This window comes from Arsenicicoccus cauae (assembly GCF_009707125.1).
Lineage (GTDB): Bacteria > Actinomycetota > Actinomycetes > Actinomycetales > Dermatophilaceae > Arsenicicoccus > Arsenicicoccus cauae.
Genome location: NZ_WLVL01000026.1, coordinates 1 through 21,592, shown reverse-complemented (window position 1 = coordinate 21,592; position 21,592 = coordinate 1). Strand labels below are relative to the sequence as shown.

Annotated in this window: 22 protein-coding genes, 1 rRNA gene and 1 pseudogene; 6 read left to right on the top strand and 18 right to left on the bottom strand. The window is 73.5% G+C overall.

The features are described 5' to 3' along the window. Positions 1-121: 121 nt before the first annotated feature. Together GGG17_RS07515 and GGG17_RS07510 are read left to right on the top strand one after the other, a co-directional pair. A pseudogene (locus tag GGG17_RS07515) lies at positions 122-349 on the top strand (integrase core domain-containing protein); the annotation flags it as partial. Positions 350-380: 31 nt separating this feature from the next. Beyond that, positions 381-1,166, top strand: a complete 786-nt coding sequence (locus GGG17_RS07510) for a GNAT family N-acetyltransferase (RefSeq protein ID WP_154593120.1) — start codon at positions 381-383, stop codon at positions 1,164-1,166. An 80-nt stretch (positions 1,167-1,246) separates the two neighbouring features. On the opposite strand, the gene GGG17_RS07505 is transcribed toward GGG17_RS07510, so the two are convergent. Then, complete coding sequence (locus GGG17_RS07505) at positions 1,247-1,855, bottom strand: HAD family hydrolase (RefSeq protein ID WP_154593119.1); 609 nt, start codon at positions 1,853-1,855, stop codon at positions 1,247-1,249. A 6-nt stretch (positions 1,856-1,861) separates the two neighbouring features. Beyond that, positions 1,862-3,700: an aspartate--tRNA ligase gene (aspS, locus tag GGG17_RS07500; protein WP_288798236.1), complete on the bottom strand. Its 1,839-nt coding sequence runs from the start codon at positions 3,698-3,700 to the stop codon at positions 1,862-1,864. A gap of 95 nt (positions 3,701-3,795) precedes the next feature. Between aspS and GGG17_RS07495 the strand changes: the two genes are divergently transcribed. Further along, on the top strand, positions 3,796-4,425 hold the full coding sequence (locus tag GGG17_RS07495; RefSeq protein ID WP_154593118.1) for a cation efflux transmembrane domain-containing protein: 630 nt from the start codon (positions 3,796-3,798) through the stop codon (positions 4,423-4,425). A 21-nt stretch (positions 4,426-4,446) separates the two neighbouring features. Here the strand turns inward: GGG17_RS07495 and GGG17_RS07490 are convergent, their stop codons facing one another. After that, complete coding sequence (locus GGG17_RS07490) at positions 4,447-5,037, bottom strand: TetR/AcrR family transcriptional regulator (protein ID WP_154593117.1); 591 nt, start codon at positions 5,035-5,037, stop codon at positions 4,447-4,449. Positions 5,038-5,065: 28 nt separating this feature from the next. Between GGG17_RS07490 and GGG17_RS07485 the strand changes: the two genes are divergently transcribed. The 3 genes from GGG17_RS07485 to GGG17_RS07475 are packed head-to-tail and all read left to right on the top strand — an operon-like array spanning position 5,066 to position 6,541. Then, positions 5,066-5,635: a hypothetical protein gene (locus GGG17_RS07485; RefSeq protein WP_154593116.1), complete on the top strand. Its 570-nt coding sequence runs from the start codon at positions 5,066-5,068 to the stop codon at positions 5,633-5,635. After that, positions 5,632-6,108, top strand: coding sequence for a hypothetical protein (locus GGG17_RS07480; RefSeq protein ID WP_154593115.1), 477 nt, complete (start codon positions 5,632-5,634; stop codon positions 6,106-6,108). The genes GGG17_RS07485 and GGG17_RS07480 overlap by 4 nt, the downstream gene beginning before the upstream one ends. 4 nt (positions 6,109-6,112) lie before the next feature. Continuing rightward, positions 6,113-6,541, top strand: a complete 429-nt coding sequence (locus tag GGG17_RS07475; RefSeq protein ID WP_154593114.1) for a VOC family protein — start codon at positions 6,113-6,115, stop codon at positions 6,539-6,541. A gap of 141 nt (positions 6,542-6,682) precedes the next feature. Here GGG17_RS07475 and GGG17_RS07470 read toward each other — a convergent pair whose 3' ends face one another. The 15 genes from GGG17_RS07470 to rrf all read right to left on the bottom strand — a co-directional run bounded on the left by GGG17_RS07470 (position 6,683) and on the right by rrf (position 21,584). Continuing rightward, on the bottom strand, positions 6,683-7,117 hold the full coding sequence (locus tag GGG17_RS07470) for a YchJ family protein (RefSeq protein WP_311966501.1): 435 nt from the start codon (positions 7,115-7,117) through the stop codon (positions 6,683-6,685). Next, positions 7,114-7,782 carry an NUDIX domain-containing protein gene (locus GGG17_RS07465; RefSeq protein WP_154593113.1) on the bottom strand — a complete coding sequence of 223 codons (669 nt, stop codon included), beginning with the start codon at positions 7,780-7,782 and terminating at the stop codon, positions 7,114-7,116. The genes GGG17_RS07470 and GGG17_RS07465 overlap by 4 nt, the downstream gene beginning before the upstream one ends. A 6-nt stretch (positions 7,783-7,788) precedes the next feature. Then, the gene (gene pyrG / locus GGG17_RS07460; RefSeq protein ID WP_311966500.1) at positions 7,789-9,471 is read right to left on the bottom strand and encodes a CTP synthase; all 1,683 of its coding nucleotides are present in this window, start codon (positions 9,469-9,471) and stop codon (positions 7,789-7,791) included. A 66-nt stretch (positions 9,472-9,537) separates the two neighbouring features. Beyond that, positions 9,538-10,626: a glycosyltransferase gene (locus tag GGG17_RS07455; RefSeq protein ID WP_154593112.1), complete on the bottom strand. Its 1,089-nt coding sequence runs from the start codon at positions 10,624-10,626 to the stop codon at positions 9,538-9,540. Between the two features lie 25 nt (positions 10,627-10,651). After that, complete coding sequence (murJ, locus tag GGG17_RS07450; RefSeq protein WP_154593111.1) at positions 10,652-12,313, bottom strand: murein biosynthesis integral membrane protein MurJ; 1,662 nt, start codon at positions 12,311-12,313, stop codon at positions 10,652-10,654. Further along, positions 12,310-13,197 carry a hypothetical protein gene (locus GGG17_RS07445; RefSeq protein ID WP_289033493.1) on the bottom strand — a complete coding sequence of 296 codons (888 nt, stop codon included), beginning with the start codon at positions 13,195-13,197 and terminating at the stop codon, positions 12,310-12,312. Before GGG17_RS07445 ends, murJ begins: the two co-directional genes overlap by 4 nt. After that, positions 13,194-14,159 (bottom strand): copper transporter, encoded by a 966-nt coding sequence (locus GGG17_RS07440; protein ID WP_154593110.1) that lies wholly within the window; start codon positions 14,157-14,159, stop codon positions 13,194-13,196. The genes GGG17_RS07445 and GGG17_RS07440 overlap by 4 nt, the downstream gene beginning before the upstream one ends. After that, positions 14,156-15,337: a putative cytokinetic ring protein SteA gene (steA, locus tag GGG17_RS07435; RefSeq protein ID WP_154593109.1), complete on the bottom strand. Its 1,182-nt coding sequence runs from the start codon at positions 15,335-15,337 to the stop codon at positions 14,156-14,158. Before steA ends, GGG17_RS07440 begins: the two co-directional genes overlap by 4 nt. Before the next feature lie 37 nt (positions 15,338-15,374). Beyond that, positions 15,375-17,129: a DNA repair protein RecN gene (gene recN / locus GGG17_RS07430; RefSeq protein WP_154593108.1), complete on the bottom strand. Its 1,755-nt coding sequence runs from the start codon at positions 17,127-17,129 to the stop codon at positions 15,375-15,377. A 3-nt stretch (positions 17,130-17,132) separates the two neighbouring features. After that, positions 17,133-18,038: an NAD kinase gene (locus GGG17_RS07425; RefSeq protein ID WP_288798257.1), complete on the bottom strand. Its 906-nt coding sequence runs from the start codon at positions 18,036-18,038 to the stop codon at positions 17,133-17,135. Further along, on the bottom strand, positions 18,035-18,928 hold the full coding sequence (locus tag GGG17_RS07420; RefSeq protein ID WP_311966499.1) for a TlyA family RNA methyltransferase: 894 nt from the start codon (positions 18,926-18,928) through the stop codon (positions 18,035-18,037). The genes GGG17_RS07425 and GGG17_RS07420 overlap by 4 nt, the downstream gene beginning before the upstream one ends. 2 nt (positions 18,929-18,930) lie before the next feature. Then, positions 18,931-19,125, bottom strand: a complete 195-nt coding sequence (locus tag GGG17_RS07415) for a hypothetical protein (RefSeq protein ID WP_154593107.1) — start codon at positions 19,123-19,125, stop codon at positions 18,931-18,933. A 68-nt stretch (positions 19,126-19,193) separates the two neighbouring features. Further along, positions 19,194-20,255 carry an HAD-IIA family hydrolase gene (locus GGG17_RS07410; protein ID WP_195849162.1) on the bottom strand — a complete coding sequence of 354 codons (1,062 nt, stop codon included), beginning with the start codon at positions 20,253-20,255 and terminating at the stop codon, positions 19,194-19,196. Continuing rightward, positions 20,248-20,979, bottom strand: coding sequence for a hypothetical protein (locus tag GGG17_RS07405; RefSeq protein ID WP_311966498.1), 732 nt, complete (start codon positions 20,977-20,979; stop codon positions 20,248-20,250). The genes GGG17_RS07410 and GGG17_RS07405 overlap by 8 nt, the downstream gene beginning before the upstream one ends. A 488-nt stretch (positions 20,980-21,467) precedes the next feature. Continuing rightward, positions 21,468-21,584 (bottom strand): 5S ribosomal RNA (rrf, locus tag GGG17_RS07400). Between the last annotated feature and the right edge of the window lie 8 nt (positions 21,585-21,592).

Sequence of the window (21,592 nt, the reverse complement as noted above, 5' to 3'; positions counted from 1 at the left end):
TGAAGCGCTACCTCGCTCGCGAGCTCTTCCGACTTCTGCCAGCACCGGACGCCGTCGCCAACCCCGTCCAAGGAGAACTCGAAATCGCGGCCTGATCGACTTGACGATCTATAGGAGCATCAACGCGCTGATGGAGTGCGTGATCGGGCTCTTCAAGACCGAGTGCATCCGCACCACGGTCTTCCACCCCGGGCCCTACCGGACCCTCGCCGAGGTCGAGTACGCCACCGCCGGCTGGGTCGACTGGTACAACACCACGCGCCTGCACTCCACCCTTGGGATGATGACCCCAGTGGAGTACGAGCAAGCCCACTACGCGGCCCTCATCCGAGAGCCGCAACCCGTATAGGAGCGGCGCAGAACCTGGGGCGCTTCACACGATGCGCACCATCTCGACCCGGGAGGAGCTGTGCGCCATCGTTCCCCCGGACGACCTGTTCGCCCGGTATGCCGTCCCCGCCCGACTTCACGGTGGGTGGGTGCTCGGTGGCGCGGTGGCGTTCGAGCGGCGCAGCCACTCCGGGCGCCGTAACCTCGCGACGTGGGGCCCGCGCAGGGATCTCGGTCGGCTGCTGGACCGACTGATCGCGGACGGCGTGCTCTGCGCGTCGCTGGACCACGTGTCCGTCCAGCAGGCTGATGCCGAGGTGCTCCGCGCCCGCGTCCCGACCGCGGACGGCTCCGCGTGGGACTGGATGGCCACGGCCACCGCTCCGGCACCGACCCCGGCCGAGGCGCGCGTCGTCCCTCTCGACGACACCGCGGACGCCGCCGAGCTGCAGGACCTCGTCGACCGCGAGAACCCGCTCTCCGAGGGCTACCCCGGCACGGGTCGCAGCGAGCGGTGGGTCGGCGTCCGCGACGACGGGGGCCGGGTCGTGGCCTGCGCGGCGGTGCACCGGCTCTCCTCCGGCGCGGCGCACCTCTCGGGCATCATCGTCGCCTCCAGCCACCGTGGCCAGGGCCTCGGCCGAGCCACCACCGCCGTCCTCACGCGAGACCTGCTGCGCAGCGAGCCCGTGGTGACGCTCGGCATGTATGCCGACAACGTGGTCGCTCGCAGCCTCTACCACTCCATGGGCTTCGTCACCGACAAGGCCTGGTGGAGCTGCAGCGTCCTCGCCCCGGACGGCTCGGGCGCCGGCCGCGAGTCCGCCTGCTCCTGACCTACCGCCGGTAGAGGCATCGACCAGCCTTCGTTCGCCGGGCTGATGCCTCTACCGGGGGCGGGTTCGAGGGCGGCGCGTCAGAGCACGCCGTGCCAGCGCAGGACGCGCTCCAGGCCGGCCACGCCGTCGGCATACGGCTTGTGCGCGGCGCGGATCCCGGCGCGCCGTGCGCCCTCGATGTTGACCCAGGTGTCGTCGACGAAGAGCACCCGGTCTCGCTGGACGCGCAGGTCCCGCACGATGTGGTCGAAGTAGGCCCGGTCCGGCTTCTTGCAGCCCAGCTCGTAGGAGTAGTAGGCGCCGTCGAAGTGGTCGTCGAGGCCCTGGTCGCGCATGATCGCAGCGCGCATCGACTGCTGGTTGGTGGCGAGGTGGACCTTGACACCCCGGGCGCGGACCTGATCGACCAGCTCGAGCGCCCGCTGGTCGATCAGGATCAGGGACCACGCGGCAAAGAAGGCCTCCACCGGCAGGTCCACGCCGGACGTGCGCAGCAGCTCGGCGATCGCCTCAGGGAAGCCGTCGGTCCGCTGGCCGGTCAGGAAGGGCGCCTCGACGTCCAGCAGCGCCTGCATCCCCGGCCAGCGGGGGTGGCCCAGGACCTCGGAGGCCCACCCCTTCGGCAGGTATTGCAGGACGCCGTCGGCGTCGAGCAGCAGCGTGTCGATGGGGTGGGCCTTCGTCATACGAGCTCAGGACTCCTTGGGGGCGACGACCGAGGTGTCGAGGGCGGCCGCCGAAGCGGCCTGGTCCGTCGGCTTCCTGACCGCGTCGATACCCGCCTCCTTGCGCTGCTCCGGGGTGATCGGGGCGGGCGCGTCGGTCAGCGGGTCGTAGCCGCCGCCGGACTTGGGGAAGGCGATGACGTCGCGGATCGAGTCGTAGCCGCCGAGCAGCATGACGATGCGGTCCCAGCCGAAGGCGATGCCTCCGTGCGGTGGGGCGCCGTAGGCGAACGCGTCGAGCAGGAACCCGAACTTCTCCTGCGCCTGCTCCTGGGTCAGGCCCATGACCTGGAAGACCCGCTCCTGCACGTCGCGGCGGTGGATACGGATGGAGCCGCCACCGATCTCGTTGCCGTTGCAGACCAGGTCGTAGGCGTAGGCGAGGGCCGGGCCGGGGTCGGTGTCGAAGGTGTCGAGGAACTCCTTCTTGGGCGAGGTGAAGGCGTGGTGCACCGCGGTCCACGCGCCCCCTCCGACGGCGACGTCACCGGCGGCCTCGGCGTCCGCCGTCGGCTCGAAGAGCGGCGCGTCGTTGACCCACAGGAAGGACCAGGCCGACTCGTCGATCAGGTTGCAGCGACGACCGATCTCCAGGCGGGCAGCGCCGAGCAGGGCGCGCGAGGGCTTGGTCGCGCCGGCGGCGAAGAAGATGCAGTCGCCGGGCTTGGCACCCACGTGCGCGGCCAGGCCGGCCCGCTCGGTGTCGGTGAGGTTCTTGGCGACCGGGCCGCCGAGCTCGCCGTCCTCGCCCACGAGGACGTAGGCGAGACCGCGGGCGCCGCGCTGCTTGGCCCACTCCTGCCAGGCATCGAGCTGCTTACGGGGCTGCGACGCGCCACCCGGCATCACGACGGCGCCGACATACTCCGCTTGGAAGACGCGGAAGGTCGTGTCGGAGAAGAACTCCGTGCACTCGACCAGCTCGTTGCCGAAGCGTAGGTCGGGCTTGTCGGAGCCGAACCGGCGCATCGCCTCGGCATAGGTCAGCCGCGGGAAGGGCGCCTGCAGGTCGACACCGATCAGCGCCCAGATCTCCCTGGCGAGCGCCTCGCCGAGCTCGATGACGTCGTCCTCCTCGACGAAGGACATCTCGATGTCGAGCTGGGTGAACTCGGGCTGCCGGTCGGCGCGGAAGTCCTCGTCGCGGTAGCAGCGCGCGATCTGGTAGTAGCGCTCCATGCCGGCCACCATGAGCAGCTGCTTGAACAGCTGCGGCGACTGGGGCAGGGCGTACCAGCTGCCGGGGGCGAGGCGTGCGGGGACCAGGAAGTCGCGCGCTCCCTCGGGGGTGGAGCGGGTCAGCGTGGGGGTCTCGATCTCGACGAAGTCGCGCTCCCCCAGCACCTTGCGGGCCGCGGCGGACACCTGGGAGCGCAGCCGCAGCGCGGCGCCGGCGCTCTTGCCGGGGCGGCGCAGGTCGAGGTAGCGGTGCTTGAGGCGCGCCTCCTCGCCGACGGTGACGCGCTCGTCGATCTGGAAGGGCAGCGGCGCGCTCGGGTTGAGCACCTCGATCTCGGTGGCCACGACCTCGATCTCGCCGGTGGGCAGCTCGGTGTTGGCGTTGCCCTCGGGGCGCTCGCGCACCTCGCCGACGATCTTGACGACGTACTCGTTGCGCAGCTCGTGCGCGTCCCCGGCCGCCAGGACCTCGTCACGGACGACGACCTGGGCGACGCCGCTCGCGTCCCGCAGATCCAGGAACGCCACTCCACCGTGATCGCGCCGACGGGCGACCCAGCCCGTGAGCGTGACGGTCTGTCCGGAGTGGCTGGCACGCAGGGTGCCCGCCTCGTGGGTACGAAGCACGATGGTTCCTGTTCTGTGTGGCTGGGCGCCGCGGGTCGGCGCGCCCTCGCCATCCTACGGACTCACCCCTCCCCCGCTAAACGACAATGGGCCGTATGCCGACCGCGCCCCCAGCCATCAGCCCCACCGTCCTGCGGCGCACGGTGCTGCTCGTGGCCGCCCTCAACCTCGCGTACTTCTTCGTGGAGGCGGGGGTGGCGCTGGCGATCGGGTCGGTCTCGCTGATCGCGGACTCCGTCGACTTCCTCGAGGACACGGCGGTCAACCTGCTCATCGCCCTGGCGCTCGGCTGGTCGCTGCGCGCCCGGTCGCGCGCGGGCAAGGTCATGGCGGTGATCATCTGCGTGCCGGCGCTGGCCGCGGCGTGGGAGGCGTTCTCGAAGTTCCGCCACCCCGAGGCACCCGACGTCGTGCCGCTGGTGGTGACCGCAGGTGGGGCCGTGCTCGTCAACGGGCTGTGCACCTGGGTCCTCGCCCGGCACCGGCACGCGGGCGGGTCGATGACGGCGGCGGCCTTCCTCGCCGCGCGCAACGACGTGCTGGTCAACGCGGCGATCATCCTGATGGGTCTGGTGACCGCGTGGACCGGTTCCGGCTGGCCGGACGTGGTGCTGGGCGTGGTGATCATCGCGGTCAACGTGACGGCGGCGCACGAGGTGTGGGAGGTCGCCGAGGACGAGCGGGTCGCCGCCAAGGCCCTGGCCGGGGAGGAGATCGGCGACTGACGTCGGGTCTCCGACTGGGGGTCAGCGCTGCTCGAGGTCGAGGATGGCGGCGGCCGCCGCGACGCAGGCGTCGTCGAGCCAGGGGGGCATCGGCATACGACTGCCGATGAAGGGGCGCATCAGCCCGTAGGGGCACTGCCGCACAGCGAGCGCCATGACCTGCTCGAGGTGCTCGTCGCGCCGGCCGTAGAAGCCCGCGGCCTGCGCGCGGCCGAGCGCCCACACGTCGTCGTTGAGGGTGCGGACCTCCTCCTCGAGGCCCGCGGGCGGGGCCGCCAGCAGCTCGCGCTGGCGGTAGAGCGTCATCGCGACCGCGACGTCGGGGTGCTCGCGGCACCACCGGGGGATGTGGACCGCCTGCGCCAGCAAGGCGTCTCGCGGGTCGTCCAACTCGCGCGTCGCCAGCAGCCCGACGTGGAAGGCGCGGATCGAGCGCAGCCACAGCGCGACGAAGAGGTGCTCGCGCGACGGGAACCGGTGGTAGATCGACCCGATGGGTGCTCCCACGTCTTGGGCCACCTGAGCCACCGTCGCCGAGGCGCCGTGCGCCGCAACGGCTCTGAGCGCACCGTCGAGAAGGTCGTCGGCCGTGAACTTCGCGGGTCTTGCCATGGCGTCATCGTACGCCTAGTTTTAGAGCATGTTCACTAGAACCCCAATTCTAGATTGCGACAGTCCGCTCGCCCGGGCACTCCCCCGGGCCGAGTTCACCGAGCACCACGACACCGTCGTCGCCGCGCCGCCCGAGCGGGCGTGGGACGCCCTGATGGGCATCCGGTGGGCCGACCTGGCCCTCGGCCGACCACTCTTCGCCGTCCGCACCCTCGGCCGGCTCGAGCTCGCCGACACCCTCGTCACCGACCCCCGCGGCCCCGGCCGCCCCACGCACGTCGACCCGCCGCACTACTACGCCAGCGGCCTGGCGGGACGACCGTGGGAGCCGCGCGCGGACGCCCAGCGGCCCATCGAGTCCCTCGACCAGCTGCGGGAGTTCACCGAGCCAGGCTGGCTGCGCTATGGCATGGACTTCCGCCTCACGCCTCTCGCGGGCGGGCGCACCCACCTGGAGACGACGACCCGCTGCGACCCCACCGACGAGGTCGCCCGGCGGCGGTTCCGCGCGTACTGGACCGTCATCCGGCCGTTCTCGGGGATTCTCCGCCGAGACCTGCTGCGCGCCATACGGACTCGCGCGGAGCGCGGGGCGTGAGCACCGCTCGCCCGCCCCAGACGTGGGCCCGGTGGGCCGCCTGGGGTGCCTTCCTGTCCACGATCCCCTCGGCCGTATGGCGCCTGCTGATGCTCTACGGGGTGCTGCCCGGCACGGCTGACCTGCGAGCGCTGCACGCCGGCGAGGAGGGCTACGTCTGGGGGCTGAGCATCGTGCAGGTCGCCTGCGGAATGCTCTCGCTGGGGCTCGTGCAGGGGTGGGGCGAGCGGGTGGGCGGCCTACGCCTCAACCGGTGGGTGCCGGTGCTGGTGGGCGGCCTCGGCGCGCTGGCCGTGACCTGGCTCTTCACGATCACCATGCCCACGCAGATCCTGACCGGTCACCGCCCGGACGAGTACACCATGCACGGCGGCCCGCTCGTGCTGATGGGGGCGTGCTACCTGCCGATCCTGCTCTGGGGGCCGCTGCTGCTCGTTGCGGTGGCGGGGTACTGGCGGCGTCGGCGACCCTAGAGCCATGGAGCCGCGCATCTCTCTGGTCACCCTCGGCGTCAGCGACCTGGCCCGCTCGAAGGCCTTCTACTCGGTCTGGCTCGGGGTCCCCCCGGCCACCGACCACGACGACGTGGCGTTCTTCGCCACGGGCGGGACCCGGTTGTCGCTCTACGGCTACGAGGCATTGGCCGACGACGTCGGGCCCGGCTTCGCCGACCAGCAGCGGTCGCGCTTCCCGGGGATCACGCTGGCGCACAACTGCCGTGAGCGCCACGAGGTCGACGAGTTGGTGGCGGCCGCGGAAGCCGCCGGCGGCACCGTCGTCAAGCCGCCCGCCGAGGCCTTCTGGGGCGGCTATTCCGGCTACGTCGCCGACCCGGACGGCTACCTGTGGGAGATCGCCTGGGGCGCGTTCCCCATCGCGGAGGACGGTCAGCTGGTCCTGGGCTGACCCCTGACCCCTCCCCCGTGCACAACTGCTGCACTTGTGGCCGCCCCACCTGAACCCACCGTTGCGGCACAACAGGATTCACACAGGCCGCCGCTGGATGTGCAGCAGTTGTGCACGCCCGACCTCGGCGACCGAGTCGGGTCAGTCCGGGAAGTCGCCGTCGACGTAGACCCAGCGCCCGAGCAGTCGTCGGAACCGGCTGATCTCGTGCAGCTCGTGGGTGCGTCCACCGACGAGCGACCGTGCGGCATACTCCACCTCGTCGCCGTCGGCGCGGATCACCCTCAGCCCCAGCCACTCTCGCTCGGAGTCCAGGCGCAGCTCGCCGGGCCGGGTCGCCGGGTCCCAGGTCTGCAGGAGATAGTCCGCGTCCCCCACCACGAACGCGCTGTAGCGCGAGCGCATCAGCTGCTCGGGGGTCGTGGCCGTATGCCGACCCAGGTGCAGCGGTCGACAACACCGTTCGTAGGGGTCACCGGACCCGCACGGGCACTCCCCCGGCGTGCGCGGCCTGGCGACGCCGAAGGCCGCGCCGGACCCGAAGGCCGAACCGTCGCGCCCCACGGTGCCGCTCACCGATGCGCCGGGTGCTCGGGCCAGGGGCTGTCGGCGGGGCGCAGCGAGGCCCAGCCTCCCGCCCGCGAGGCGTGCGCGGCGAGGATCCCCACCACGGTGGAGGGGTTGTGCACCCGGCCGGCGAGGACCGCGTCGCGCGCCTCGTCCAGGGCGACCCAGGCGGTCGGCATACCGGCCTCCTCGGCGGTGCGCTCGTGGCGCTCCTCCGGGGCGACCAGGGACAGGTCGCGCGCGAGGTAGATGCGGATCGCCTCGTCGCTGCCGCCGGGCGTCGTCCAGTAGTCCACCAGCACGTCCCAGCGCTCGGCACGCAGGTCCGCCTCCTCCAGGAGCTCGCGGCGTGCGGCGTCGGCCGGATCCTCCCCCGCCACGTCGAGCAGACCGGCCGGGATCTCCCACGCCAGGGCCCCCACCGGGACGCGGTACTGCTGGACCAGGGCGACGTGCTCGTCGGCGTCCAGGGCCACCACGGCCACCGCACCCGGGTGTCGGAGGTACTCCCGCTCCACCTCCCCGGCCTCGCCCAGGTCGACCCGCTCGCTGACCAGGTCGAAGACCCGCCCCTCGTACAGCACCCGGGAGGCCACGACCGGCCGAGGCTCCCGCCGGTCCTGCAGCTCCGTGCCGGCGATCCTCGGCTCGCCGCGGAAGTCCTTGTCGCCCATCAGGTCTCAGGCCCGGTCCGAAGCGAAACGACGGGGCGCGGAGGCCGCGACCTCGATCCCGCGCGCCTCCAGGGCCGCGCCGACCAGGCCGGCGAAGAGCGGGTGCGCGCGGTGCGGACGGCTCTTGAACTCCGGGTGCGCCTGGGTGGCGACGTAGTAGGGGTGGACCTCGCGCGGGAGCTCGACGAACTCCACGAGGGAGCCGTCGGGCGAGGTGCCGGAGAAGACCAGGCCGGCCGCCTCCAGCTGCTCGCGGTAGGCGTTGTTGACCTCGTAGCGGTGGCGGTGGCGCTCGCTGACCTTCTGGGTGCCGTAGGCGGTGGCCACGACCGAGCCCTTGGCGAGGCGGGCGGGGTAGGCCCCCAGGCGCATCGTGCCGCCCAGGTCGCCCGCACCCTCCACGAAGGCCTTCTGCTCGGCCATGGTGGCGATGACCGGCGCCGGGGACTGCGGGTCGAACTCCGAGGAGGACGCCTCCTGGATGCCCGCGAGGTTGCGGGCCGCCTCGATGACCATGCACTGCAGGCCCAGGCAGATGCCGAGGGTGGGGACCTTGTGCTCGCGGGCCCACTGCAGCGCGCCCAGCTTGCCCTCGATCCCCCGGACCCCGAAGCCGCCCGGCACCAGCACCGCGTCCACCCCGGCGAGCGCCGCCTCGGCACCCTCGGGGGTGTCGCACGTGTCGGAGGCGACCCAGCGGATGTTGACCCGCGCGTCGTGGTCGAAGCCGCCGGCGCGCAGCGCCTCGGTCACCGACAGGTAGGCGTCCGGCAGGTCGATGTACTTGCCGACGAGGGCGATCTCGACCTGGTGGGCGGGCTGATGGACCCGCTGCAGCAGCTGGTCCCAGTCCTTCCAGTTGACGTCGCGGAACTTCAGCCCGAGTCGTCGGATGACATAGGCGTCGAGCTGCTCGCGGTGGACGACCTTGGGGATGTCGTAGATCGAGGGGGCGTCGACGCAGGCGCACACGCCCTCGGCGTCGACGTCGCACATGAGCGAGATCTTCTTCTTGATGCCCTCGGGGATCTCCCGGTCGGCGCGCAGCACGAGCCCGTCGGGCTGGATGCCGACCTGGCGCAGCGCGGCGACGGAGTGCTGCGTCGGCTTGGTCTTGAGCTCACCGCTCGGCGCGAGATAGGGCACGAGCGAGACGTGCAGGAAGAAGCTGTTGTCGCGGCCGATCTCGTGCCGCACCTGCCGGGCCGCCTCGAGGAAGGGCAGCGACTCGATGTCGCCGACGGTACCGCCGATCTCGGTGATGATGATGTCCGGAGCGTCCTTGCCCAAGGTGGCGGGCTCGCGCATCCGGTCCTTGATCTCGTTGGTGATGTGCGGGATCACCTGGACGGTGTCGCCGAGGTACTCCCCGCGCCGCTCCCGGGCGAGGACGTTGTTGTAGACCTGGCCGGTGGTGACGTTGGCGCGACCGACGAGGTTGACGTCCAGGAAGCGCTCGTAGTGGCCGATGTCCAGGTCGGTCTCGGCCCCGTCCTCGGTGACGAAGACCTCACCATGCTGGAAGGGGTTCATCGTGCCGGGGTCGACGTTGATGTAGGGGTCGAGCTTCTGCATCGTCACGCGCAGCCCACGGGCGCGGAGCAGATGTCCGAGGCTGGAGGCCGTGAGCCCCTTGCCGAGCGACGAGGCAACGCCTCCGGTCACGAAGATGTGCTTGGTGTCCACCACGGAGTTCGATGGTACGTCATCATTCCGTGACCTCGGGACGACAGGCCGTATGCCGACCGCGTGCCCTCAGCGACGACTGTCTTGCACGCACAGGGCATACTGCGACAGCGCGGCGTCCACCGCGTCGTCCTGCGTGGGCAGTGCCTGCGCCCGCGCGAGGGCGCGGGCGCGCAGGTCCTCTCGCTCGGCGGGGTCCTGCGCCACCCGCGCCACCGCGTCCGCGAGCGCCTCGGCGTCGCCGACGGGGACGAGCACCCCCGCGGACCCGACGACGGCCGCGGTGCCGCCGGCGTCGGTGGCGACGATGGCGGCGCCGGCCTCCAGCGCCTCCTGCAGGGCGAGCGGCTGCCCCTCCCAGTTGGCCGAGCTGACGACCAGGTCGGCGGCCGCGAGCAGGTCCGGCACGTCACGGCGGTCGCCGAGCAGCCGCACCGGCAGGCCGCGCTCGGCGATGTCGGTCTCGAGGTCGTGCCGCATCGGCCCCTCCCCCGCGATGACGAAGCGGATCCCGCTGTTCTTGAGCCGCGCGGCGGCGTCGAGCAGCACCGGCAGGCCCTTCTGCGTGGTGAGGCGCGCCACGACGACGGCGAGGGTCGTGTCGTCGTCGACGCCCAGCTGCCGACGCACGGTCTCCCGGTCTGCCCGCGCCCCGGAGAACGCCGGCGCCGGGATGACGGCGTGCTCGACCCGGCGGGCGCCCAGCTCGCGCTGACGCTCCTCGAGGTCCCGGCTGACGGTGAGGACCAGGTCGGCCTTGCTGGCGACGAGCCGGTCCAGGGTGTTGTAGACGCCGCCCAGCCAGGAGCTGTCGGGCGTGGCGTTGTGCAGGGTGACGATGAGCGGGGCCAGGTGCCCGGTGCGGGCGAGGGAGCACAGCGCCCCGGCGCGCAGGCCGTGGGCGTGGACGACGTCGGCGCCGTCGATGAGGGCGCGCAGCGTCTGGTGGGCCCGCAGGTCGTTGGCGGGGTGCGGCCGGTCCGAGATGGGCAGGTGGACCACGCGGGCACCGGTGGCGCCGTAGGCGAAGAGCTCGTCGGCCGACTGGGGGCACCCGACCATGACGTCGTGCCCACGGGCGACGAGGCCCTGGACGAGTCCGTGGACGTGCCGTCCCATGCCGCCGGAGCTTGTACCCACGACCAGGAGGATGCGCATGGCAGTAGTTCACCACGAACGTGGATCAACCGCCCTGACGGACCGCCCCCCGGACAGCGCCGACGAGCGCCCGCACGCCCACCCGATCCAGGGCGGCCGCCGCACCCAGCCACACGGCGAGCGCGACCACCCCGCTCGCGACACCGAGGGCGACGGGCCCGGCGACGCCGCCGGCGTCCGCCGTGCCGGGCATGCCTGCCGTGGGCCACCAGGCTGTGGCGAGGCGCCCGGCCACACCGGCCACGGGTATGGCGAGCGCGGCGCCCGCCACGGTCCGGGTCAGCCCGGCCGTGGTCGCGGTCCCCCAGGCGCGACGCACGGCCGCGAGCAGCCCGGCCCCGGCGACGGTCATCCCGACGCTGCTCGCCACCCCGAGGGCGGTGATCGTGGAGCCGGCCGTGGCGGAGCCCGCCGTGAGGACGAACGGCACCGCCGCCGCCAGGAGCCAGCCCGCCGCCGTCCACCTGGCGGCGACCGAGGGACGGCCTCGGACGTAGAGGGCGCGCGTCAGCAGGGCCACGAGCCCGTAGCCGAGCAGGCCGGGGGCGAAGCTGGTCAGGCCCAGGTCGACGCTGGTCGCGAGGTCGGGCCCCTGCCCGTGGTGCCGGCCCGCATCGATGGTCGCGAAGAAGCGACCCACCGCCGGGGCGGCCGCCACGAGGACGGCGGCCCCGAGCGAGCCCGACAGGGCCACGACGCGCACCGACCTGCCCAGCCGGGCGGAGAGCTCGGGGGTCACCGGAGCCCGCTGTCCGCCACGCTGCGTGAGGGAGGGGAGCACCGCCGTCGCCACGGGGACAGCCAGCACGGCGTAGGGGAGGACGTAGACCGCCTGGACGTACTGGTAGACGTTGAGCACGCCCGTCCCGCCGCGGTGGTCGGCGATCCACACGGTGGCCAGCACGGCGACCTGCTGCGCGAGCAGGGCGATGATCCCGGCGACGGCGAGACGGCGCACCCGGCGCCCCGCATCGTCGGGCAGGCGCAGGGTGGGGCACAGCCGAGCACCGCTGCGCCACAAGGGGACCAGGAGCGGCAGGCTCAGGGTGACCACCCCGAGCGTCGTGCCGCCCGCCAGCGCCGCCACGGCCCCGTCCGGCAGCGTCGCCCCCGTGGCGCCGGGGGGCGCCATACGGCCGTAGGCGACGTAGGCGGCGATCACGACGAGGCTGGACAGCAGCGGCACCAGGGCGGGCCAGGCGAAGCGCCGACGGGCCTGCAAGGCGCCCGCGGCGACGACGCCGATGCCGTAGAGGGGGATCTGCGGGGCGAACCACCACAGCATGCGGGTGGCGAGCTCGCGCTGCGACGCGCACGCCTCGTCGGGCAGCAGGAAACCCGCGACCGGCGCGGCGACGAAGGCCAGGACCATGGCGAGGGGTACAAGGACCACGCAGGCCCAGGTCAGCAGTGCCGAGACCACCTGGTCCGCGCGGTCGTGGTCGTCGTCAGCGAGGTAGCCCGCCACGACGGGCACCGCGACCGCCGCCAGGGCCCCTCCGGCGGCGACCTCGTAGAGGACGTTGGGCACGGTGTTGGCGGCGGCGTAGGCCGTGCCCACGCATCCCGCCCCGACCTGCCCAGAGAAGGTCAGCCAGCGGCCGAACCCGACGACGCGCGCCAGCAGGGTCAGGACGGCGATCAGTCCGCTGGCCGCCGCGATCCCCCGCACCGCGCGGGCGCTCACGTGGCGCGGCCCCACGCGTCGACCGCGCGCAGCACCGGGCTCGCCTCGATCACGGCGCTGAAGCTCACGCGCTCGCTCGCGAGCACCAGGCTGGAGAGTATGGCGAGCGCCAGGGCCCTCGCGGGGAGCCGGCAGCCGGCGACGACCGCCGTCCCGAGCAGCGCCCCCGCGGCGTTGGCCCCCGTGTCGCCCAGCATCGACCGGCCGGCCAGGTCGTCCGGCAGCATGCCCAGCGAGGCTCCGGCGGCAGCGGCGGCGAGCGTCGCGGGGCCGGGACCGAGGACCGCGGTGATCGGAGCCGTGAGCAGGACGACCTTGAGGGCCCTGCCGGGCCGCAGGTCGAACAGGTTGGCGAGGTTGGCCGAGGCCGCCACGACGCCCGCCCCCACGACCGCCTCCACCAGCTCGGTCGTCCCACCCCGTGTGGAGCGGTGCCGTCGGGGCCTGTCGATCACGGCGGTGGCGAGGGCCCCGGCGGCGGCCAGGCCGACGATCTTGACCGCGCCCGTGGTGATCTCGCCGCGACGGAGGGCGCCGAGGTGGCCGCGCAGCCCCTTGACGGAGGTCGTGCCGGCGTGGTCGTCCAGGGCGCCGAGGGCGGCGGCGGCGGCGGTGGCGAGCAGCCCTGCGCATGCGGCGCGGGACGGGTCGAGGGCGAGGGGCACAGCGGCTCCCAGCGCCCAGGCGGGCCCCTCGAGGAGGGTGACCGCGCGCCCCGCGTGGTTGGTGCGCTCCCAGACCGCGTGGCCGAGCGGGGGGTGGCGGCGCGCGACGGCGGCGGCGCACCGCGCCGTGACGGCGGACAGTCCGGCCGCGACGATCGGTCCCGGTCGTGGCGAGGCGGGCAGGGACGGCCGGGCGGGCAGGGCGGGCACGCCGGTCACCGACCGAGGTCGGGGACGACGGACTCGGCGTCCGAGCCGGTGCCGTACCGACCGGCACCACCTTGCTGCTGGGCCGCGAGCGCGACGGCGGTCGCGACCTGCCCGACGGCGCGGTCCGCGTCGTCGACGGTGGAGACAGCGGCCGCCGCGGCCCGGTCCGCGCGGACGCCGCTCACCACTGCGGCGGCGCTGAGGTTGTCGGGGTCATCGGTGGGGCGCGTCGGCGACACGAGGACGGAGCCGTTGGACACGGCGTCCGCGCCCCGGACGAGCCGGGCATAGGCCCGCACCTGCGGGCCGGTGCCCGTCGCGGTGCTGGCCACCATGGGGGCGGCCACCGTCACCATGAGGGTGGCTTCCGTCGGGTCCTCGCCGCGCACGCTGACCAGACCCTTGCCGCGGAGCACCTCGAGGGCCTGGCGGGCGCGGGCGGCGTCGCCCTGGCCTCGGCCCTGGGTCGTCCCGGTGAGGGTGGCCCGCCCGAGGACCGTCCCGGGCAGCAGGCCCTCACCGACGGTGCGCGCGTCGATCTGCAGGACCTCGGCGGCCTGACGCACGGAGTCGGTGAGCTCCCCCGAGGAGTCCGGGCGCGTCCACGCGTCGCTGAGCCGCACGACGGAGGCCACGGCAGCGCCCGACTCGGTCAGGGCCGTCTGCACCCCGCTGACGACCTGCTCGTCCGCACCCGCGGCGGCGACCACGACGACCCGGCGGTCGGCGAGCCGGCCAGCGAGCAGCTGCGGGCGGCTGGCCGTGGCGTAGCTCTCGCCCGCCGCGACGGATCGGCGGGCGGCGGTGAGCTCCTGGTTGAGGGCGGTCTTGTCCTCCCGGAGCTTGGTGATCTCGGAGGTCAGCGTGGTGCCGATGTCCTCCTTGAGAGGGCCCGCGCCCAGCACGATGCCCACGGCCAAGGCCATGAAGATCGCGATGACGGACACGAGGTGGTAGCGGAAGTCGATCACGTGAGGAGCCCCCCGAGCCAGGAGATGAGGTCGTCCCACCGTGCCATGACCGCCTGCAGCATCGCCTGGCCGCCGGGCGTGACCGACAGGGCGACGCCGAGCGCCAGCAGGCCGGCGAGGACGAGCAGGACGAGCGACGCGCTCGAGATGCGCGTGCGGTAGAGCCGCGACACCCCCTTGGCGTCGACGAGCTTGCCGCCGACCCGCAGGCGGGTGAGGAAGGTGCTGGCCATCCCCTCGCGCCCCTTGTCCAGGAACTCGACGAGCGTCGCATGCGTGCCGACGGCCACGATCAGCGTGGCCCCGGCGTCGTCGGCGAGGAGCATGGCGATGTCCTCGCTGGTGCCGGTGGCGGGGAAGACGACGGGGGCCAGGCCCAGCGCGCGGACCCGGTCGAGGCCCGGTGCGCGACCGTCGCGATAGGCGTGGACGACGATCTCCGCCCCGCTGGTCAGGGCCTGGTCGCTGACGGAGTCCATGTCGCCGACGATCAGGTCGGGCCGGTGCCCCAGCTCGAGCAGGGCGTCGGCGCCGCCGTCGACCCCGATGAGCACGGGGCGGTACTCCTTGACGTAGTGCTGCAGGGCCCGCAGGTCCTCCTTGTAGTGGTAGCCGCGCACGACCACCAGCACGTGCCGACCGGCGATGGCCGTGTCGATGTCGGGGATCCCGACTCCGTCGAGGAGCAGCGCGCGCTCCTTCTTGAGGTACTCCATCGTGTTGGCCGCGAAGGCCTCGAGCTGGTTGGACAAGCCGATGCGCGCGAGGGTCTGGGCGGCCTCGATGCTCTCGGCCGACTGCCGGTGACCGGTCACCACGCTGCGCCCGTCGACGACCAGGGTCGCGTCCACGAGCTCTGCGACCGTCCCCTCCTTGACCTGCATGACCTCCGGGCCGAGACCGTCGACGTGCGGTATGCCGGCGTCGAGCAGGATCTGCGGACCGAGGTTGGGGTAGCGCCCGGTGGTGGAGCGTGCGGCGTTGAGCACGGCGGCGGGCCGGCAGGCCACGAGCGCCTCGGCGCTGACCCGGTCGATGTCCGCGTGGTCGATGACCGCGATGTCCCCGGGCCGCAGGCGCTTCGTGAGGTCCTTGGTGCGACGGTCGACACGGACCGTGTGCGTGCCGGCCGTCGGATCCTCGGGGAGGGATCGACGGAAGTGGGGAAGCTGGGACATCGTCATCCATCGTGCCACGGTGTGCTGCGGGCCATGATCAGGTGCCCTCCCGCGGCTCGTTGACGCGCTCCTGTGCGCTCGCCAGGAGCTGCTGGGCGTGCTCGACCGCGGCGCCGCTCTCGTCCCCGCTCATCATCCGCGCCAGCTCGCGCACCCGCTCGTCGCCGGCGACCTCCACGACGCCGCTCGCTGCCACCTGACCGTCGTCCGCCTTGCGGACGACGAGGTGCCGGTCGGCATAGGCCGCGACCTGCGCAAGGTGGGTCACGACGATGACCTGGGCCTCGCGCGCCAGCTCGGCGAGCCGGGCGCCCACCTCGACCCCGGCCTTGCCGCCGATGCCGGCGTCGACCTCGTCGAAGACGAAGGTCGGCACGGTGGAGGAGCCGCCGTGGGTCACGACCTCGATGGCGAGCATGACGCGGGACAGCTCGCCCCCGGAGGCGGCCCGCGTCACCGTGCGCGGCGGCGCTCCGGCGTTGGCCGCGAGCGCGATGTCTACCTCGTCGATCCCGTTGCGAGAGTAGCGGACGCGTTCGCCGGACGGCAGCTCCAGACCGCGCTCGTGGGCCTGGGTGGTCACCCCCACGACCAGGTGGGCGCGGGGCATGGACAGTCGTCGCAGCTCGGCCGTAACCGCGGCGCCGAGTCGCTCGGCCGCGGCGGCTCGGGCGTCGTGCAGGGCCGCGCCGGCGGCACCGAGCCGGGGCGTGAGCTGGGCCAGCCGGGCCTCGATCTCCTCGATGCGGGCGTCGTCCCCCTCGAGCGTCAGCAGGGTGCGGCTGGCATCCCGGGACCAGGCCAGGACCTCCTCCACGGTGTCGCCGTACTTGCGCTGGAGACGGGTGAGCTCGGCCCGGCGCTCCTGCACCCACGACAGTCGCCCCGGGTCGACCTCGACGTCCGTGAGGTAGCCCGCGACGTCGGTCGTCAGGTCGGACGCGACGTAGGTCAGCTCGGCGAGCCGACGGTGCAGGTCCGCCAGCGCCGGGTCGTGCCCGGTCCACGGCTCGAGCGCCGAGACGGCCTCGCCGAGGGCGGCCAGCGCTCCGCCCGAGGCACCGTCCCAGGCGCTGTCGTCGCCCGCCAGCAGGGCGTGCGCGCGGGACGCGCCGTCGCGCAGGGCGTCGGCGTGGGACAGGCGGTCGTCCTCGCCCCGCAGCTCCTCGTCCTCACCCGGCTGCGGGTCGACGGCCTCGATCTCCTCGAGGGCCACGCGGAGCCCGTCGGCCTCTCGGGCGCGCTCGCGGGCCGCCGACCGCAGCCGGTCCGCCTCCGCCGCCAGGGCGTGGTGCTCGTCATACCGCCGCTGGAAGTCCTCGAGGAGCCGACCGACCTCGGGCTCGAAGCCGTCGAGCACCACGCGGTGCTCCTCGGCGCTGCGCAGCCGCCACTGGTCGGCCTGGCCGTGCACCGCCACGAGCCGCTCCCCCACCTCGGAGAGGGTGCTGATGGGCACGGACCGGCCGCCGAGGTGCGCCCGCGAGCGCCCCTGGGCCGCGACGCTTCGGGCCAGGATGAGCCCGTCGGTGACGTCAGCGCCGGCCTCCGCGGCTCGGACGAGCGCCGGGTGGTCGGCCTCCAGGTCGGCGAAGCCCTCGACGCTGGTGCGGTCGGCGCCGGTACGCACGAGCTCGCTGTCAGCGCGACCGCCGAGCAGGAGCCCGAGACCGGTGACGACCATCGTCTTGCCCGCGCCCGTCTCGCCCGTGACGACGTTGAGGCCGGGCGCGAGGTCCAGCACGGCCTCGTCGATCACCCCGAGACCGCGGATCGTGATGTCGCGCAGCATCGCTCACTGCTCCCGCACGCGGCCCTGGCCGCGCCAGCCGACGATGGACAGGTCGAACTTGCGCACCAGGCGGTCGGTGAAGGGCGCGGTCGCGAGACGGGCGAGGCGCACGGGTGTCTGCCCCCGGCACACCTCCACCCGGGCCCCGCGCGGCAGGTCCACGGTCCGGCGCCCGTCGCACCACAGGACGCCCGTGCCCTCCTGGTCCGGCAGCAGCTCCACGGCGACCTGGGCCGACGGGTCCAGCACCAGGGGCCGGGCGAACAACGCGTGGGCGGACAGCGGCACCACGAGGATCGCCGCGACGGTGGGCCACACGACCGGGCCACCCGCGGAGAAGGCGTAGGCCGTCGACCCGGTGGGGGTGGCCATGACGACGCCGTCGCAGCCCCAGGTCGACAGCGGGCGTCCGTCGATCTCCATGGCCAGCTCGAGCATCCGTTGGCGCGAGGCCTTCTCGACGGTGGCCTCGTTGAGCGCCCAGGTGCGCTGCACCTCGTCCTCGCCCTGCCGCACCACCACGTCCAAGGTCATGCGCTCCTCCACGACGTAGTCGCGGTGCACGATGCGCTCCACCACGTCCGGGAAGTGCTCGCGCTCCGCCTCCGCGAGGAAGCCCACGTGGCCGAGGTTGACCCCGAGCACCGGGGTGCCGTGCTCGCGAGCCAGCTCGGCGCCCCGCAGGATCGTGCCGTCGCCGCCCAGCACGCACACGAGCTCGCACCCGGCCGCCTCGTCGTGGCCCGCCGCCTCCACGACGTCGTCCAGCCGCCGCGCGAAGCCGCGCAGGTCCGCGGCGTTGATCACCGAGGTGACCCCCGCCTCGCGCAGCCGCTCGGCGAGCGCGCGCGCCAGGTCGAGCGCCTCGGGGCGGCGGTGGTGGACGACCAGCAGGACTCGGCGGCTCACGGATGCTCTCCTCGATCGGTCTGCGGCGTGTGGTCGACGTGCGCGGCCGCGACGGGCGGCGGGGGCCCGGCCGGTGACGGCGCCGCGTCGTGCGCCCCGCGTCCGGTGGTCAGGACCTCGGCGCGGGCCCGCCAGGGCGCCAGGGGTGGCGCCGGCCCGTCCGACCGCACGCACCACAGAAGGTACTCGTCGTTGCCGTCCGTCCCGCGCAGCGGGCTCGCGGCGAGGCCTCGGGGATGGAGCCCGGCGCCCGCCAACGACTCCAGCACCGCCACCACGGCGTCGCCGCGGTGACCGGCGTCGCGCACGACGCCACGCTTGCCGAGGCGGGTGCGTCCCACCTCGAACTGTGGCTTGACCAGCGCCACGGCCTCGCCTCCCACCTGCACCAGGTCGGCGAGGCGACCGCTCACGAGGGTCAAGGAGATGAAGCTCAGGTCCGTGACCAGCAGCTCGAAGGGGCCGGCGAGGTCCTGCGCACCGACGTCGCGCACAGACGTGCCGCTGCGCTCGTCCACGCGCGGATCACGGGCGAGGGAGGGGTCCAGCTGGCCGTGCCCGACGTCGAGCGCGCACACCGACGCGGCGCCGCGGTCGAGCAGCACCTGGGTGAAGCCCCCGGTGCTGGCGCCGACGTCGATGCACCGTCGGCCGCGCACCTGCACCGCCGGGAAGGCCTCCAGCGCACCCAGCAGCTTGTGCGCCGCCCGGCTGACCCACGGGTCGATCTGCCCGGCGACCTCCACCGCGTCGTGCACCTCGACGGGGTGCGAGGCCTTGCGCACCTCGCGCCCGCCCACGCTGACGCGACCGGCGTCGACCAGCTCCCGGGCCTGGCCCCGCGACCGTGCCAGTCCGCGGCGCACGAGCTCCGCGTCCAACCGGGCCACGCTCACGCCCCGCTGACCCCGGAGAGGCGACCCTGCAGGACGTCATGGACGTGCTGGGCCGCCGCGATCTGGGCCTGGGGGTCGTCCCCGCCGGCCGCCTCCTCCAGGGCACGCAGGGCGGCCTCGACGGTCGGGTCGCGCCCGTCGGGGCCGGCACCCATCGCCGCCGGGGTGGCGCTCCCAGGGGACTCGGTCATGGCGCTCCTTCGGTCGTCGTCATGGCCACCCTAGCCGGGGGGTCGGACAGCCTCGGGGATGGCGGTGGTCACCGGGGGTCGAGCGCGTCCAGGACCGCGGTCAGGGACGAGGACAGAGGTATGCCGACCCGCCCGTGGTCGCGGGCCGCCCAGACCGCGGCGACCGCCGCGCGGGCCCGCTCGACGACCGCGCCGTCGTCGACCGCCAAGGACGCCTCGTCCCCGCTGCCGGAGACGGTTGCCTGCGTGTCGCCGCAACGCGCCGTCACCTGCTCCGCGGCCACCTCGACCCGCGCTGCGACATACGGCTCCCGCAGGGCGCGCAGGTCCAGCCCGAGATAGGTCGGCCGGAGCTGCTCGTCGGCACCGGCCAGGGCCACGAGCCCGTCGACCCCCGTCAGCACGTGCAGGCTCTGCATGCCGGCGGCGTTCGCGCCCTGGATGTCCGTGTCGAGCCGGTCGCCGATCGCGAGCATGCTCGTGACGTCCCCGCCCGTTCGCTCGGCACACATGAGGTACAGCGGCGGGTGCGGCTTGCCCGCAACCTGCGGGTCGCGCCCCACGGCGTTGACGACGGCTTGCACGGCAGAGCCGTTGCCTGGGGCGATCCCCCGGTCCGTGGGGATGGTGAGGTCGACGTTGGTGGCCATCCAGACCGCGCCCGCCGCCACGGCGTACGCCGTCTCCTTGAGGTCGGACCAGCTGAGCTCGGTGCCGTAACCCTGGAGGACGGCCGCAACCCGTCCCGCGACGGCGGGATCGTCGATCCGGTCCTGAGGGCTGACCGGGGTCAGGCCCACCTGCCGCAGGGCCGTCGCCACGCCCGGGCCTCCGACGGCGAGGACCGTGGAGCCGGGCTCCACCTGCCGCGCCAGGAGCGCCGCTCCGGCCTGGGCGCTCGTCACCACGTGCTCGGGGTCGGTGCGGACACCGAGCTCGTCCAGGTGCTGCGCGACCGCGTCCGCTGGGCGCCCGGCGTTGTTGGTCGCGTACATCACCTGCAGGCCATCGGCCACCGCCGCACCCAGCGCGTCCGCGGCGTGAGGCACGGGATCGGGGCCGCGGTAGACGACGCCGTCGAGGTCGACCACCAGGCCACGAAAGCCCTCGATCAGGGCGCGGTCAGGCACGAGGACCCTCCGTAGAGCCGTCGGTCCGGGCGTCGGCGTCGACCTCCGGACCGTCGTCCTCACCCTCCAGCAGGTCGGTGAAGGTGAAGCCCTCGAGCTCGGCGATCCGCTCGTCGGCATCGGTCTCGGCCTCGTGGTCGGTCGACGCGGAGCGGTGGAACCACTCGAGGGCGCCCGCTTCGTCCCCGAGGGCCAGCAGAGCATCCGCGTACGCGTAGGCGAGCCTCGGATACCACGGTTTGGCCGTCCCCTGCCGCAGGGCCGGGACCTCCAGCTCCACCTTGGCGGCATCGAGCTGCCCGAGGTCGCGGCGGATGCCGGAGATGACGATGAGCAGCTCGATGCGGTCCTCCTGCGGCAGTGCCCCCGCCTGGGGGCTCTGCGCCAGCTCGAGGGCCTTGTCCGGCCGGCCGAGGGCGCGCTCGCAGTCGACCATGAACGGCAGCAGGTGGTTCGAGCCCGAGAGGCGACGTGCGGTGCGGAACTCGTTGAGCGCCTTGGCCCACTCCTGCCGTCGGTAGTGCACGAGCCCGAGGGCCTCACGCGCGGCCGCGACCCGCCCGGCGCGGCGCACCGCGGTCTCCGCGTGGGCCAAGGCGCCGTCCTCGTCCAAGTCGAGCAGTCGCGCCGCCATCACCAGGTGCTGACCGACGCCCTCGGCATTCTCCTTGCTGAGCGTCCGCAGCTGGTTCTTGACGGCACGGTCCAGCTCGAAGCCCGTCACGTCCTCGTGGATGGCCGGCTCGGGCAGCCGCCCCTGGGTGGGGACGAGACGTGAACCACCCCGCTGCTCGGGCGCCGCGGCCTGGCCCTCCCGCCGACGGTCGCGGCTGCCCTGACCGCCGCGCGGGGCATGACCACGGCGTTCACCACCATCACGCTGTTGGTAGGGACGCCGCTCTCCACCCTCACGCTCGGGCCGTCCAGCCCCGCCACCTTCGCGCCGCTGGTAAGGGCGACGCTCCCCCCCGCGCGGACCTGACGGTCGACGCGCACGGTCCCGGTCCCTCTCATGGGCGTTGTCCGTCACGGTCCTTCTCCTCCACGTCGCCGGCGCGTGCCGGGCAGGTCACTATGCAGGTCGTCGTGCTCCAGTATGCCGCAGCCGCAGGGCGCCGCCGGAGCTCAGAGCCAGGCACGACCGAAAAGCAGAGCGGATCGGAACGCAGAAAAGCCCCGGACCTAGTGGTCCGGGGCTTCCCCACAATGATTGTCCGGCGGCGTCCTACTCTCCCACACCGTCTCCAGTGCAGTACCATCGGCGCTGTCAGGCTTAGCTTCCGGGTTCGGAATGGGACCGGGCGTTTCCCTGACGCTATGACCGCCGTAACTCTATC

Excerpts from the sequence above, each read along its gene's own strand:
- GGG17_RS07510 (WP_154593120.1), top strand. The coding sequence starts at position 381 with ATGCGCACCATCTCGACCCGGGAGGAGCTGTGCGCCATCGTTCCCCCG.
- GGG17_RS07505 (WP_154593119.1), bottom strand. The coding sequence starts at position 1,855 with ATGACGAAGGCCCACCCCATCGACACGCTGCTGCTCGACGCCGACGGC.
- GGG17_RS07495 (WP_154593118.1), top strand. The coding sequence starts at position 3,796 with ATGCCGACCGCGCCCCCAGCCATCAGCCCCACCGTCCTGCGGCGCACG.
- GGG17_RS07490 (WP_154593117.1), bottom strand. The coding sequence starts at position 5,037 with ATGGCAAGACCCGCGAAGTTCACGGCCGACGACCTTCTCGACGGTGCG.
- GGG17_RS07485 (WP_154593116.1), top strand. The coding sequence starts at position 5,066 with ATGTTCACTAGAACCCCAATTCTAGATTGCGACAGTCCGCTCGCCCGG.
- GGG17_RS07475 (WP_154593114.1), top strand. The coding sequence starts at position 6,113 with ATGGAGCCGCGCATCTCTCTGGTCACCCTCGGCGTCAGCGACCTGGCC.
- GGG17_RS07465 (WP_154593113.1), bottom strand. The coding sequence starts at position 7,782 with ATGGGCGACAAGGACTTCCGCGGCGAGCCGAGGATCGCCGGCACGGAG.
- GGG17_RS07455 (WP_154593112.1), bottom strand. The coding sequence starts at position 10,626 with ATGCGCATCCTCCTGGTCGTGGGTACAAGCTCCGGCGGCATGGGACGG.
- steA (WP_154593109.1), bottom strand. The coding sequence starts at position 15,337 with ATGTCCCAGCTTCCCCACTTCCGTCGATCCCTCCCCGAGGATCCGACG.
- recN (WP_154593108.1), bottom strand. The coding sequence starts at position 17,129 with ATGCTGCGCGACATCACGATCCGCGGTCTCGGGGTGATCGACGAGGCC.
- GGG17_RS07415 (WP_154593107.1), bottom strand. The coding sequence starts at position 19,125 with ATGACCGAGTCCCCTGGGAGCGCCACCCCGGCGGCGATGGGTGCCGGC.